14 protein-coding genes are annotated in these 14,739 nt (G+C 52.0%); 2 read left to right on the forward strand and 12 right to left on the reverse strand.

All coding sequences use genetic code 11. From position 1 onward, the window contains the following. Window positions 1-76: 76 nt before the first annotated feature. Window positions 77-1,993, forward strand: coding sequence for a dihydroxyacetone kinase operon transcriptional regulator DhaR (gene dhaR / locus RAC90_RS13985; protein WP_054688086.1), 1,917 nt, complete (start codon window positions 77-79; stop codon window positions 1,991-1,993). A 66-nt stretch (window positions 1,994-2,059) separates the two neighbouring features. Here the strand turns inward: dhaR and lpxO are convergent, their stop codons facing one another. The 9 genes from lpxO to proB form a co-directional block, all read right to left on the reverse strand. After that, on the reverse strand, window positions 2,060-2,968 hold the full coding sequence (lpxO, locus tag RAC90_RS13990; RefSeq protein ID WP_054634446.1) for a lipid A hydroxylase LpxO: 909 nt from the start codon (window positions 2,966-2,968) through the stop codon (window positions 2,060-2,062). Window positions 2,969-3,238: 270 nt separating this feature from the next. After that, complete coding sequence (locus tag RAC90_RS13995) at window positions 3,239-4,987, reverse strand: glycosyl hydrolase family 28-related protein (protein WP_054634447.1); 1,749 nt, start codon at window positions 4,985-4,987, stop codon at window positions 3,239-3,241. A gap of 198 nt (window positions 4,988-5,185) precedes the next feature. Beyond that, complete coding sequence (locus RAC90_RS14000; RefSeq protein WP_033738571.1) at window positions 5,186-5,479, reverse strand: hypothetical protein; 294 nt, start codon at window positions 5,477-5,479, stop codon at window positions 5,186-5,188. After that, complete coding sequence (locus RAC90_RS14005) at window positions 5,476-5,823, reverse strand: hypothetical protein (protein WP_006118062.1); 348 nt, start codon at window positions 5,821-5,823, stop codon at window positions 5,476-5,478. Before RAC90_RS14005 ends, RAC90_RS14000 begins: the two co-directional genes overlap by 4 nt. Further along, window positions 5,820-6,287 carry a glycoside hydrolase family protein gene (locus RAC90_RS14010; protein ID WP_033738569.1) on the reverse strand — a complete coding sequence of 156 codons (468 nt, stop codon included), beginning with the start codon at window positions 6,285-6,287 and terminating at the stop codon, window positions 5,820-5,822. The genes RAC90_RS14005 and RAC90_RS14010 overlap by 4 nt, the downstream gene beginning before the upstream one ends. A gap of 187 nt (window positions 6,288-6,474) precedes the next feature. Further along, window positions 6,475-6,753 carry a hypothetical protein gene (locus RAC90_RS14015; protein ID WP_072193621.1) on the reverse strand — a complete coding sequence of 93 codons (279 nt, stop codon included), beginning with the start codon at window positions 6,751-6,753 and terminating at the stop codon, window positions 6,475-6,477. A gap of 419 nt (window positions 6,754-7,172) precedes the next feature. After that, window positions 7,173-7,904 carry an XRE family transcriptional regulator gene (locus tag RAC90_RS14020; protein WP_054634448.1) on the reverse strand — a complete coding sequence of 244 codons (732 nt, stop codon included), beginning with the start codon at window positions 7,902-7,904 and terminating at the stop codon, window positions 7,173-7,175. 360 nt (window positions 7,905-8,264) lie between these two features. Then, window positions 8,265-9,518: a glutamate-5-semialdehyde dehydrogenase gene (gene proA / locus RAC90_RS14025; RefSeq protein ID WP_006118058.1), complete on the reverse strand. Its 1,254-nt coding sequence runs from the start codon at window positions 9,516-9,518 to the stop codon at window positions 8,265-8,267. 9 nt (window positions 9,519-9,527) lie between these two features. Next, window positions 9,528-10,631, reverse strand: a complete 1,104-nt coding sequence (gene proB, locus RAC90_RS14030) for a glutamate 5-kinase (RefSeq protein ID WP_033738564.1) — start codon at window positions 10,629-10,631, stop codon at window positions 9,528-9,530. 350 nt (window positions 10,632-10,981) lie between these two features. On the opposite strand from proB, the gene ompC reads away from it, so the two are divergent. After that, window positions 10,982-12,094: a porin OmpC gene (gene ompC / locus RAC90_RS14035; RefSeq protein ID WP_054634449.1), complete on the forward strand. Its 1,113-nt coding sequence runs from the start codon at window positions 10,982-10,984 to the stop codon at window positions 12,092-12,094. A gap of 190 nt (window positions 12,095-12,284) precedes the next feature. On the opposite strand, the gene crl is transcribed toward ompC, so the two are convergent. The 3 genes from crl to gpt all read right to left on the reverse strand — a co-directional run bounded on the left by crl (window position 12,285) and on the right by gpt (window position 14,633). Continuing rightward, window positions 12,285-12,686 (reverse strand): sigma factor-binding protein Crl, encoded by a 402-nt coding sequence (gene crl, locus RAC90_RS14040; protein ID WP_006118055.1) that lies wholly within the window; start codon window positions 12,684-12,686, stop codon window positions 12,285-12,287. A gap of 119 nt (window positions 12,687-12,805) precedes the next feature. Then, window positions 12,806-14,059, reverse strand: coding sequence for an esterase FrsA (gene frsA / locus RAC90_RS14045; RefSeq protein ID WP_033738560.1), 1,254 nt, complete (start codon window positions 14,057-14,059; stop codon window positions 12,806-12,808). Between the two features lie 115 nt (window positions 14,060-14,174). Next, a complete protein-coding gene (gene gpt / locus RAC90_RS14050) occupies window positions 14,175-14,633 on the reverse strand; it encodes a xanthine phosphoribosyltransferase (RefSeq protein WP_006118053.1) in 459 nt (152 codons plus the stop codon). Window positions 14,634-14,739: the final 106 nt, after the last annotated feature.

Genomic DNA, 14,739 nt, shown 5'->3' on the forward strand with positions numbered 1-14,739 from the left:
GGTATCACGGGCACCAGGCGTCCCTCTGACCGGATCTGTCAGAGGGATTTTCTATGGTTTTCTGGCGGAAAACGTGATGACGGGTTTACCTCCCCATAGCAATAATGACGGTTCAGTGGTGATTACGCAGTCATGGCAGCGCTGCAGTAAATATATGCAACGCGATAACTGGCAGACGCCACACCAGGCGCAGGGCCTGACCTATGAATCCATATGTCGACGTAAAGCCGCGTTGATAACCCTCGGTCAGGCGACGCTGGAGGATGCATGGGAATACATGGAAAACCGTGCCTGTGCGCTGCTCATTCTGGACGAATCAGCCTGTATTCTGACCCGCTGCGGCGCGCCTGAAACGCTGATGCAGCTTGACGCATTAGGCATGCGGGATGGCAGCTATTGTGCGGAAAGCATTATCGGTACCTGTGCCTTATCGCTGGCGGCACTTGAAGGTCAGCCCATTAAGACCCACGGCGAACAGCACTTCAAACGGGCCCTTCATCCCTGGTTTTTCTGCTCAACCCCAATATTTGATAATCATGGTCGCTTATTTGGCTCCATTTCTCTGGCCTGCCAGGACAAGACGCAGGCATCGTCAGATCTTTCTCTGACGTTAGCCATTGCCCGTGAAGTGGGCAACTCGTTACTGACGGACACTTTGCTTACCGAGTCCAACCGCCATCTGAATCAACTCAATGGCCTGCTGGAAAGCATGGATGACGGCGTGATGGCCTGGAACGAGCAAGGCGTGTTGCAGTTTCTCAACGCCCGGGCCGCACGGATGTTGCATCTGAATGCGCTGACCAGTCAGGGAAAAATGCTGGCGGATTTGGTGACCCTGCCTGCCCTGTTACGTCGGGCCATCACCCAGGTTCAGGCGCTGAAGCATGTAGAAGTCACGTTTGAAAGCCAGCACCAGTTTGTGGATGCCGTCATTACGTTGAAACCGATTGTTGAACCCCAGGGCAACAGTTTTATTTTGCTGCTTCATCCGGTTGAGCAGATGCGCCAACTGATGACCAGTCAGTTAGGTAAAGTCAGCCATACGTTTGAACAAATGCCTGAAGAAGATGCGGAAACACGACGTTTGGTTTGTTTCGGCCGTCAGGCCGCAAAAGGCCGCTTTCCGGTCTTACTGTGTGGGGAGGAAGGCGTGGGGAAAGAGCTACTCAGCCAGGCGATTCATAATGAAAGCGACCGGGCGAGTGGTCCCTACATTGCGGTTAACTGTCAACTTTATGCCGACAATTCTCTGGGAGAGGATTTTACAGGCAGTGCGCCCGGCGAGGATGAAGATGGCCGGTTAAGCCGACTAGCGCTGGCCAGCGGCGGCACGTTGTTTTTGGAAAAGATTGAATATCTGACTCCGGCTCAGCAGTCTGTGCTGCTTCAGGTCATCAAACAGGGCGTACTGACCCGGCTGGATGCCCGGCGGCTTATTCCTGTTGATATCAAAGTGATTGCCACGACGACCACTAATCTGGCCCATCTTGTGGAACAGAATCGTTTTAGCCGTCAGCTTTATTACGCCTTACATTCCTTTGAAATTGCCATACCGCCTCTGCGGGCCCGCCGTCACAGCATTCCCTGTCTCATTAACAACCGGTTGCGCAGGCTGGAAAAGCGGTTTTCGTCACGTTTTAAAGTGGATGACGAGGTTATCACGCAGTTAATGCAGTATGGATGGCCAGGCAATGACTTTGAGCTCAACAGCGTAATCGAGAATATTGCGATCCGCAGTGAAAATGGCCATATCCGGCTAAGCAACCTGCCTGAATCACTGTTTTCTGAACAGGCTGATAATACTGCCGGCACGGCGTTGTTGCCGGATGATTTGTCTTTTCGCGCCATTGAAAAAGAAGCGATTCTTCAGGCGGCCCGAATGACGCACGGCAAGGTACAGGCTATGTCGGCGATGCTGAATATTGGACGCACCACCTTATGGCGAAAAATGAAACACTATGCGATTGATGCCAGTGAGTTCAAACTAAAGTAAGGGCTGTCGGTTATATTCGTCAGCCGATGAGGCGGTCAGTCTGCGCCTGACCGCCTTGTTATTTTGCTATATCATACCCGGGACAATGATCGCCAAAAAGATCAGGGCAATTAAGCTATGTTTTACCCAGTAATAAAGGGTCCGGTTACGCTTTTTCAGATTCTGTCCGGCATCGCGAACAGCATTAACGTATTTAAAAATCCGGTTAATGAATCCCGTTTTGTCATTTTCATCATTGGGCGAGGCGGCTGCCGACATTAACGTATTGCCAACCCAGTGATTAACCGCCTGTGCCCAGCGCCATTTCATCGGCCGCTCAATATCGCAGAACAGAATAATGCGCGTTTGCTCGCTTTCATTCTGCGCCCAGTGCACATACGTTTCGTCAAAAATCACCGCCTGGCCATCGCGCCAGCTATGGCGCTGGCGATCCACTTCGATAAAACAACGGTCGTCATTGGGCGTCACCAGCCCAAGGTGATAACGCACCGATCCCGCGTAGGGATCGCGGTGTTTACCTAAATGACTGCCTGCAGGCAGTTCTGCAAACATAGCCGCTTTGATGGACGGGATCTGACTCACCAGTGCCGTGGTCACAGGACACAGCTGCTGTGCTGAAGGGTGCACATCGCTATACCACTTAAGGTAAAAACGTTTCCAGCCACGTTTAAAGAAGGTGTTAAAACCTGCATCATTATGGCTTTGTGCCGCTTTGATGTGATCCTGAAGCCGTATCGCCTCCTCACGGATAACCTCCCAGTTATCGGTAAGCTGACGAAGTTCAGGAAAATCATCCGTCGGGAAATAAGGCTGTTTTGCCGGCAACCTGGAGAAGCCCGTCATAAACATATTGATGGGCGCCATAAAGGTCGAGTGATCAAATAACTGACGTGAAAACTTTTGCTTTTCTACACCGCGTGAGTGCGCATAGATAACGCTAATAATAAAAATACCAATGATAATGGCAGCCACCATACAACGTGTTCCTTGTATTGCAAGAATGGAGTGTTTCTTGCGAAGAGTTATTGGGACTTTAATTTTTAGTATTGAAACGTAAAAATTTTTGTCATGCAGTGCGCTTTGCGTTATCACTCATGGCGAATAACGGCAGGTTGTTTAGTAAAGGTTTATAAAACGGAAGCAATCTGTCCGCACAGCGCCTCAGATCATCGCAATAACACTTCAACATCTGCCAGCATGTAAATAAACGTCGCGAGGCCGAAGCCTCGCGAATGTAGATGCATGCTAATCGTAATACGCCACCTTGCGATCGACGCCGTTTATATTCATCAGCACAAATCCGGTCGGCGTTGTTTTATTTGTCGGCGAGCCTTCTGCGGTCGCCAGGGTTACCACTCCTTTTTCATTGGCGCCCAGCCCCGCTACGCCATTGTGAAGACCAAAGCGCGCAGCGGGTTTTAGCGTCCCGACTTTTGTGACGTCATCAACCTGAGACATATCACTCTGGAAAAGTGAGCAGGATCCGGTGTCAAAGCGCGTCGGTCCGGTGGTTTTCAGGTTAAACATGGTCTCACCGCTGTTAGCGCGCAGCTTGACCCACACGCCAGCATAGGTGGTGCCCACCCGGTTGTAGCGAATATCCATAACAGCAGGTTGACCCATGTGGCAGGCATCCGCCCAGACGGTATCGAGCCGTTGTAGGTTGATCCACGTTTTCCCTGAACCCGGCATGTTGACGGGTGACGTAGCAGTCCCCGAAGGCGTGGTGTTATCCGCTTTGCCAATCAACTCAATAACCCATTGCTGATTGGGTGAAGGGAAAAACACCTGGCCCAGGCGATACCAGTTATCCGTCGCAGTATTATTCACGACTTTATAGCCACTGAAGTACCCTGCCCGTAGCGATCCACTCATAAACGTGCCGTAGTTCTCGTCGCGGCGATAGCCATACTCGAAAGTAGAAAGCCATTTGCCCGTGACCAGATCCTGACTGAGCTTTGCGCCCGCCTGCAGGTTAATATGGCGCATTACCACGCGCGCATTATTGAGGATTAAAGGTGCACTACAGTCTTCGACGTTGAGCGTATCAATTGTCCAGCCGCCATCAGACAGATCGCCGGGATTACGCGTATGTTCAATCCACACGTTGCGCATAATCGCCTGTGTCATGCGCGGCATGTAAAGCGTGGCATCGCCATAGCCTGTCTGGAAATTCGCGTTGCACAATTCAACCGCCGTGGAGTGATCCCACACGCCATTAGGCGAATTTGACCAGCCAATATCAAACACCCGTGAGTAGGTGGTATTGGTGTAGATTTGCTCAAACTTACTGTCGAGCGTGTCCTGCAGTTTAAAAATCGTGCCGCCACTGCGCTGGCCGCGAAAACAGCTAATATTGACGATTTGCCCCTCCACACAGATATTTTCAAAGAAAGGCTGAGTGTTGCTGCACATCTCAGGGGTGATGGTGGCTTTATTGGCAACAATATCCGCGCTGGCTTGCCCATCCCAGGTGATACCACGGATCGTCGTCCTGCGGGCTTTAACCTTAAACAGCGTATTGGCGCTTTTGTCGGAGATAAGGGTTGTGCCGGGCAGAGAACCCAGCGCCAGGTCATCGCCGGCCAGACCAAAGAACGGCATTTCTGTATCACTCAGGTCCATTGGCATGATCAGGAAACGTCCGCCGGGAAAACGGACCGGTAAACCTTTCATATTTTGGCTGTAAGTTTGTGACCAGCCAAGAATACGTTTAAACGCATCGGTGTCATCGGTTACGCCATCGCCTTTCGCGCCAAAATGCAGGATGTTAACTTCACGTGGATCGTTAATCGAACGCTTCCAGTAAAAGTTATTGCCAACGGCGACTGTACCGCCATCGTCTTTTAACGTGGTGGTGCCGGTGAATCCCACAAAATCACCGCCGCCCCGGAAACTGGAGTCTTTGTCGTAGTAGCGTTTTAACACGGCAATTTCACCTGATTTTGACGGCACGGTAGTACGCAGCTCAGCAAATGAGTTGACTTCAATCATGATATCCTCCTCAGGATAAGATTTATAAATCAATTAGTTAACTATTTTGACGATGAGGGATGCCCACAGAGGGCATCCCAGAGATCGTTATGGGCATTGATGGCGCGCACAGTGCGAATGTCTGCCTTCTGCGCGTCATCGCCATGGGTGTAAATAGGGGAAAAGAGAATGCAGGCTGAATCGTTAGAGATGATGGGTTCAGGGCTGGTTATATTTGGACTGCTGCAACTTGTCGCGAGCAGCAGCATCATCAAGATTGAGGTTATCAGTCGCCACACGCTTCGCCTCCTCACTATTGTGTTGCTGTTGATGAGTAATCTTCGTCAGGCGGTCTGCCTCTTGCCTGGCCCCCTCGGCTTCTGACTGCGCCTGCTGTTGCACCTTGCCAATTTTTTTGCCACCAAAGTAACTGGCTCCCAAAGCCGCCATCAGCGCACCCAGCGCAGCCAACCAGTGCCAGCCGCCGTTGGTTAACAGAGAAAAAAACGTCATGACTCCATCTCCTTACTTTGCCGTTTTTCATTGAGCAGGGTTTTCTGGCGAACAAACTGCGCAATCACGCCCATCGCCACCATGAAGGCACCGATAAGACCCAGATAGTTGTGGGGGAGAATGCTTTTTACGTCCTCCGGCAGCGTTTGCCAGGCATTGAGCGCAGAAGACGGAAACGACTGAACCCAGGCACTGAGCATCGATCCCAGCGAGGCAAGCCATACAGACCAGGTTTTAAACAACAATTTGGCGTGAGAAACAAACTGAAGCGTGGTGAAGCGCTGCATTAACAGCAAAATGATAATGACGCTTAACACCGCGATAATGAAAAGTAACCATCTCATAGTAACCCCCGGTAGACGTCATAGTTTCCGCTGCGCATCACTTCGGCATGACGCCGGACACGGCCCGGTGTCTGCCGCGCCCACAGGCTGTTGAGCATGGCCTCACCGGCCTCAACAAAGTTTTCCTGGGCAATCGCGTTGAGCATGTTTTTAAACTGCAAAATGCCATCTACGCCAAGCTGATAGGCCATACTCATCAGAACATCGGTACGCGCCTCATTACATTTCTCCAGCGCCAGCTTAATGGGCGCACGGCTTTGCATATCTGTAATCTTGTTTTCCAGAATGCATTGCTTCCAGACATCCCCGACCCGCCGGGGAACCCGCATGACATAGTTACTTAGCGATGCGCCTTTCGGGCCAATACGGATGCCGCCTGCAACGGTAGGAAACCCCAGCGTATCGAGATACGGCATTTCGGCGTAACCCTCTTCAAAATTCAGAATTGCAATAATCTGGCTCATAAAAACTCCTCATAGACGATGCAGACATATCCGACCGGGCTGACAAAACATAAAACAAACTGATTAGTGCAGGGATAAACGCAGCGGCGATGCCGGGTGAACATGCAGCAGCATTGAAGCATTTACAAAAGGTCAGAAAGGATGGAGATGTCTGCGACAGGCGTAAAATCAGTGACGAAAAATTCGTTCAACGGACCGCATAGAGATGAACATGTGGCAGGCAGCAATTATCAAATCCCGATATCTCCTGGCTTCTCAGGCGCGGTGCGGCAATCGCGCGATCAACAGCCGATATCACTTGCCGCTGACAGATTTGCTCTGCGCGGCGAAGCGTGCGGGTTTCGGGTGGACAGTTAAGTGCTTCGTCAATACTGTGTTTGAGACGGTTAAGAGGTTGACGCCGCTGATGACGGCGAGTTCGTGCATTGCCTGTAAAAACGCTTTTGCCATACTGGATTATCGCCATAACTCCTCCTGTGAATGAGTCTTTGGCGATAGGGTGGCAGGCAAGCATTTTCGCTCCGTTGAACACGCCTGAACGTCGCGGAATGCTGTTCACAGGCACTCCTCCCGGCTGAATAATCAGTCAGGTGGAAGGCTAAGCAAAGGGTTCGGGCGGCATCTGATGACACTGCACGGTACGCATCCACCCCATCCCAAAGCTCATTAGCGTTGGGGGGTTGATTCGCGCTTGTGCAGCGCCTCAATTGTTTAAGAGCGTTTCATCCTGGAGGTAACAACTTTTTTCGTCCCTGCTCAAATTATTAACAGGTTCTTATGCTTTATCAAACACCACTGGTTAATTTATTTTTTACCATAAGTTAACTTTTTGAATTTAGACCGATTATTTTTTTCACTTAAGGATCATCAGTCTGACTGAATTGCCTAACCCAGAATATGATACTGCCTGGCCTGGCTCATGATCACCTTTGCCAGAACGGTTAAACTGCCCGCATCATTCCGGTCCAGATACCAGGTCTCGTAACGTTTATTATCTGAGATAACAGCAATTCTTTTATGCTGCAGTTGCAGGCGTTTGAGGTAAAGTCTGTCGTCCAGTGTAAAGATGTAGATGCCATCTCCGTCGAATGTCTGCACGCTAATGTCCACAAACAGCTGATCCCGTGGGGCAAATGTGTCTGACATGGCATCACTGTTCATTGCGATTAACCGAATATGATCGGCCGGGCGGCCGCTGAACAAGATGCGGGCTTCCTCCTGCCCGTATTCGATAGCCTTAATCGTTTCAACGAAGTCATCCCCGACGGGAACCCCCATTGCTGACGTTTGCCCCAGGTCAAAACTGTTAACGCGAAACGTGCTTTTTTGGCACGGCATATCCTGCAGTAAATACGGTTCCTGGGTCTGCTCCATGCCATATTGCAGCCATTCTACTCTGACACCCAGTAACTGGCTGAGCGCCAGAAGATTGCCATTATCGGGTACGGACTGCGCGTTAAACCATTTCCACACGCCGGGTGCGGAAATCTGACAACCCTGCTGTTGCAGCGCACAGGCGACCTGCTTATTTCGGCCATGACCGGTGATGCCCGCACTTTCACACGCGGCGATCAGCCTGGCAGTGAACGCTTGTTTGATACTCTCTTTTTTAACCATCAGTTAATAATCAACCATGAAAGAGGTGCTGAATGTTATTTTCGTTATTGCTACCAGTTCATTTTATATTACCGCCCGTTGACTACCTAACGGCATTGCCAGGCATTTTTGATTATTGTTAACCGTTATTATGCCAAGCGAAGCATAAAATCAGGCGCTAAGCCGCGTCTGACCTCACCTTTCAGTAATCTTGTGTAAAAAATTGCGCCCTACCTTCATCGTTTCTGATGAACAACCTCCGTCTTACTGACTAAAAAGCGGCCAACGGGCGAAAAACTCTACCATTGAGTGGTGCGAAAAAAAGCCATCTAAAAAAAACGGGAGCCTGCACAGGCTCCCGTTTTATTCACTAAAATGCGGTTATGCACGCAGGCTGTCGTCTCCCCAGCCAATCCATTTATAGGTCGTCAGCGCCTCCAGGCCCATTGGACCACGGGCATGCAGTTTTTGCGTACTGACCGCGACTTCCGCGCCCAGACCAAACTGTGCCCCGTCGGTAAAGCGCGTGCTGGCGTTGACGTAAACAGCAGACGAGTCAACCTGCTTAACAAAGCGCGCGGCATTTTGTGTGCTGCGTGTCAGGATAGCGTCTGAGTGCTGCGTGCCGTGCTCGCGAATATGCGCGATAGCTTCATCCATATCGGCAACCCGTTTAACGTTGAGATCAAGCGACAGCCATTCATCGTCGTAATCGCCCTGTTGGATGGCGGTAACGCTGGCCGGTCCCTGCTGCAGTTCACTCAGGATACTGGCATCAGCATGCAGCGGAATGTTCTCCTCTGCCATGCGGGCCATAAAAGCGGGCAGAAAGCGCGCCGCCATGGCCGCGTCGATCAGCAGCGTTTCGAGGGAGTTACAGGCACTCGGACGCTGCTTCTTGGCATTCACGATGATATCCAGCGCGGCGTCGATATCCATCGTGTCGTCGATATACATATGGCAAACGCCAATGCCGCCAGTAATCACCGGAATAGTGGAATGTTCGCGACAGAGTTTGTGCAGTCCGGCGCCCCCTCGCGGAATCAACATATCCACATAGCGGTCCAGTTTTAGCAGTTGATTGACCAGTTCCCGATCCGGATTCTCAATCGCCTGAATGGCAGCTGATGGCAAGCCGTGCTGCTGCAAAGCGTTTTGTATTACCCGGACGGTAGCCGCGTTCGTCCGCCATGTCTCTTTCCCTCCACGCAGGATGGCCGCATTGCCGGTTTTCAGGCACAGGCTCGCCACATCCACCGTGACGTTCGGACGCGCTTCATAAATGACGCCGATCACCCCTAACGGCACCCGGCGGCGCTCAATGCGCAAGCCGCTGTCCAGTAAACCACCATCGATCACCTGCCCTACCGGATCGGCGAGCCGACAAACCTGGCGAACATCGTGGGCAATCGCACTGAGGCGCGCGGGCGTCAACGTCAGGCGATCGAGCAATGCGGCGCTCATGCCGTTCTGCCTCGCCTCAGCCAGATCCTGCTCGTTTGCCGCCAGGATCCCCTCGCTTTCTGCCTCAAGCCGATCGGCGATAGTCAGCAAAACCTGATTTTTTTCTGCCGCAGACAGATCCGCCAGTTTCCAGGCCGCGGCGCGCGCCGCCTTTCCCATTTCTTCAAGCATGTGTACTCCTTAACTGACGATCATGTCGTCGCGATGCACGGCAACCGGCCCGTATTCGTAGCCCAGAATCTCGCTTATCTGTTGACTATGGTGACCCGCAATCATGCGCATCGCATCACTGTTATAGCGCGAGACGCCGTGCGCAATATCGCGCCCCTGCAAACTGCGGATACGGATCACTTCACCACGGGAAAAATTCCCCTGAATCTCGCGGATCCCTTTTGGCAGCAGCGAACTGCCGCGCGCAACAATCGCAGCAAGCGCACCGTCATCCACGGTGATCTCTCCGGCGGGCGGCGCACCGAAAATCCAGCGTTTACGGTTTTCCAGCGGCGTCTGCTGAGCATGAAACAGTGTACCGACGGGCTTGCCCTCAATCACATCGTTGATCACGCCATGACGACTTCCGGCCGCAATAATGACATCAATACCGGCCCGGCAGGCGACATCGGCAGCCTGCAGCTTCGTCGACATGCCGCCCGTGCCCAACCCGGATACGCTTCCGCCCGCCAGTGCGCGCAGTGCGTCGTCAATGATATGCACATCGCTGATTAACTGGGCATCCGGATTACTGCGCGGATCGGCGGTAAACAATCCCTGCTGATCGGTCAGTAACAACAGTTTGTCTGCCCCGCCCAGCATTGCCGCCAGCGCAGAGAGGTTGTCATTATCGCCCACTTTAATTTCCGCCGTGGCAACGGCGTCATTTTCATTGATGACCGGCACAATGTGGTTGTCCAGCAAGGCCCGTAAGGTATCGCGGGCATTGAGGAAGCGTTCGCGATCTTCCATATCAGCACGGGTCAGTAACATCTGCCCGATATGAATACCGTAAATAGAAAACAGCTGTTCCCACAACTGGATCAGACGACTTTGCCCCACCGCAGCTAACAGCTGCTTTGAGGCGATGGTAGGCGGCAGTTCGGGGTAACCCAGATGTTCACGACCGGCCGCCATCGCGCCGGAGGTCACAATCACAATACGATGGCCGGCGGCGTGCTGCTGCGCGCACTGACGCACTAATTCCACCATATGTGCCCGGTTTAACCGACGCGAACCGCCGGTAAGCACGCTGGTACCCAATTTGACCACAAGGGTCTGACTGCCACTCATGTTGTCCTGCCGTAAAAAATTTCTGTGAACCGACTTTTTAACAGGTGCGGTGAGGGAAGCCAACAGCCAGTAAGGGAAAAGCTGCAAATTTTGCAGAGTGCGGAGTAGACCAAAAGTTCCCCTTTAACAACAAAACATAAAAGTTGTCATAAAAACTTCATCATTCATCGGTAAAAAGTCGGTGTTTTACAAATATTTTCACTAATGCCTCAAAAGTTTTCTTGATGTAACAAGGCGGCAAATGAATGCCCCCTGGTGCGTTCACTGAGCGGCCGGAGAATAAGGCAGCCCTGCCTGCAGCAAGAAAATAGTGAGGATATAAGCATTTTACTCATTGGGATTGATAGCAAATGAAGAAAAGTACACTGGCAATCGTTGTCTCTGCTCTGGCGCTGACCTCTGCCGCTCAGGCCGCTGAAGTTTATAACAAAGACGGTAACAAGCTGGATTTCTACGGTAAGGTAAAAGCCGAGCATTACATGAGCGATAATGCTGGTCAAAATGGCGACAAATCTTATGTGCGTATCGGTTTCAAAGGCCAGACGCAGATTAACGATATGATGACCGGTTATGGCCAGTGGGAATATCAGTACAATGCTAACAACTCTGAAGGCAGCGATGCTAATACAGGCAACAAAACCCGTCTGGGCTTTGCCGGTCTGAAATTCTCTCAGTACGGTTCATTCGACTATGGCCGTAACTACGGCGTACTGTACGACGTTGAATCGCTGACTGACGTCTTCCCGGAATTTGGTGGTGACGGTACAGCCCGTACGGATAACTTTATGGCGCAGCGCGCTTCTGGCGTCGCCACTTACCGTAACACCAACTTTTTTGGTCTGGTCGATGGTCTGAAGTTTGCCCTGCAGTATCAGGGTAAAAATGACTCGACTTCCGCAAACAGCCGTACCGATATTACACGCCAGAATGGTGATGGCTATGGTGCCTCACTGGGTTATGCGATTGCTGACTCTGGTGTGAGCGTACTGGGTGCAATCACTTCTTCTGACCGTACCAATTCACAACAGGCTGGCACCTATGGTCATGGCGATAAAGCAACGTCATGGGGCACGGGCCTGAAATATGATGCCAACAGTATTTATCTGGCCGCGATTTATACCGAAACCCGCAACATGACGCCTATCAGTGGAACAAACCGTGTCGCTGGCGGCTCCGTTTCAGGCTCAGCCAACAAAGCAGAAAACCTGGAGCTGGTTGCGCAGTATCAGTTTGACTTCGGCCTGCGTCCTTCTATTGGCTACGTGCAGACCAAGGGCAAAGATATCGAAAACGGTATCGGCAACGAAGACCTGGTTAAATATATCGACGTGGGCGCCACCTACTACTTCAACAAAAACATGTCGACGTTTGTGGATTACAAAATTAACCAACTGGATAAAGACAACAAGCTGGCGCTTAACAACGATGACATCGTTGCTGTCGGCCTGACCTACCAGTTCTGATGAATCTGAGCTTCGCCTGACGAGAGAGGCTGTCGAAGGAATGACGGCCCGCGTGATGGAGAGGTTTAGTGCTTTACCCTCAATGTGAATGTGTCTGTTAAAAGGGCGAGTGACCATCACTCGCCCTTTCCTGTAGGGCAATCTGAGCGGGATCGATCCTGACAATAAAGCCCCCGCAGGGGCTTCAGTTTCAGGCGCTGAGTTTTATCGGTTTTTCATCGAAGTCACTAGCGGGCACCAGATCCAGTTCAAACTCTTTCAACGTCTCTTTTAAACGGCCATGGAAATTACGCAGCGTTTCTTCCACGCGGGCTGAATTATCTTTGCCCTTGATCGTGGCGACAGACCAGTCGCCCTCTTTATCAAACAGGCCAATATGATACACATAGGTAACGTGATCGGCTTGCGCTTCCAGCTCCATCCACCAGCCCCAGAACTCTCGCAGCTCAGGCGCAGGTTTAACATTTACGCAGGCAGCCAGGCAGTCGAAGAAGAAGCGATTTTCACTACATTTTCCATCGCGTATGTAAGGTCCCAGTTCCGTGAAGCGTTTAAGCAGGCGACTGCGGGGATGACCACTCGGTAACGTCATGCTAATTCTCCATTAGGACAGGCTTTATATCTCGAACCGCAGCAGCCATGCTGCATTGTCTTGCAACGATCCGAATGATTCCAGCTAGTAGTTGTAGCAAACACTGTCAATTTTGCCAGCTATCTTTTTAAACGTTGTACCAGCCAGTCGCAGATTTCATTCAGGGCGCTATCGAAACTGGCCGCTACCGGTTTTACCGGAATTAACAACGCTTTACCTTGTGCTGAAGAGCTGGCGATCAGTTTGCTTTCCTCCTCAGGGCTGAAGAGATCGTTGAACCAGTATGCTGACAGCATGGGCGTGGCAGTTCGACGTCCCAGTAGCCCCTGATTTTTCAGCGAGTAGCTGAGCAGTTCCGCCCGCAAGGCGCTGTCTGTACTGCCTGCCATGCCAAGCCGACTGGCCAGCATGTCCATATACATATCCGGTACTTTGTTCTGCAAGGTATTTTGTGTCAGCAGGCTGTGTACGATGGGCCCGAGACAGGCTACGGCTCGCAGACGCGGCGCTTCCAGATAGGCCAGACGAACAGCGACATTGGCACCGAAGCGAAAACCCAGCGCCGCTACACGCGTGTGATCGATCCACGGAACAGAAGCCAGATCGCGCAGCACCTGCTGATGCAGAAAGCTGGTATCCTGGCTGAGCTTCCACTTGATGGCGTTCCCGACGGACGGCATATCCAGTGTCAGCATAGCGATGCCGCGCGGCGCAAGATAATCGTGGAAGAGACGATAGTGGTCAGTTTGCAGCGAGTCCAGCGCACCGCAAAACATCACGGTGGGATAAGGGGCTTCCACGCCAGGCGGCATATGCAAAAAACCGCTGACGGGGCTGCCTCCTTCAATGTGGAAGGTCAGCGTTTTGAGTTCCCCGGGTAAGCGGCGGGTCGCTTCTTCATAAGCGCGGCTGGCCAGGGCCTGCGCCTGATCCGCCAGTTCATCGCCTTTAATATAGGGGTACGCGGCCACACTGTAGAGATGAGACGCGTGCAGCCAGTCATGCCCGGCCTGGTCGTGGGCGTCCTCTTTCGCGTCCAGTGCACGTTGTTGCCAGCGACCTGCCTGTCTGCTCCACTCGTAGTTCCAGTTACCGTTGCGATAACCTATTACCGTATCCAGTAGCGCAGGGTTGGTGTGCTCAACATCGCTGATTGCAATACGCGCCAGTACCTCGCTGATCTCCTGCGCGGGCACGCCCCGCCATGTCCACATCAGCTTATTAAGCATCCGATACCAGCCGCGCCGGCTGTCGCCATCCAGGGCAGAATGCACTTCATGCGTGGCATGCCGACGCAGGCGTACCAGCGACGACGTTTCGGGATGTTTGAAGCGAGGTTTAAACAGCTCAACGCTCAGGTTTTTGCCAGACATATCACCTCTCTAACAACACAGACAGCAGCAGTTAAGTTTACTGTACTGCACGGCAAGTCGCGAGGCGCAGAAAGCACAACGCCCGGAAAACCGGGCGTTGTTTGTGTTGCGTCAATCAGCCTTTGACAATCGGTGGAATATAAACCACGCCCATGTCCCATGGCTGTTCGATCCAGGTGTTCTGCGGAATATCAACGATATAGTCATCAACCAGCGCACGTCCGGCAGGCTTTGCAAAGATGGTGCAGAAGCGCGCTTTCGGATACATCTCACGGATGGCTTGTGCGGTACCGCCGGTATCCACCAGGTCGTCAATCACGATAAAGCCTTCACCATCGCCTTCGGCGCGTTTCAGGACTTTCATTTCACGCTGATGATCGTGGTCATAGCTGGAAATACACACGGTATCGACATAGCGAATACCCAGTTCACGTGCCAGCAGCGAAGCCGGTACCAGACCGCCGCGACTCACTGCAATAATGCCTTTCCACTGTTCAACAGGCAGCAGGCGTTGAGCCAGTTTACGGGCATGAATCTGCAGCATGTCCCAGGTAACGACGTATTTTTCGCTCATAAATAGGAATCCCAGCCAGTCAGTGTGGCTTAAAAAATGTGCAACGGGGAAAAGGTTGCGCGAGATTATAAGGACATGACGCGCTAAAAACCAGCACCTGGCGGCT

The sequence above is a fragment of the Pantoea sp. CS_6 genome (genome assembly GCF_041954745.1).
Lineage (GTDB): Bacteria > Pseudomonadota > Gammaproteobacteria > Enterobacterales > Enterobacteriaceae > Pantoea > Pantoea stewartii.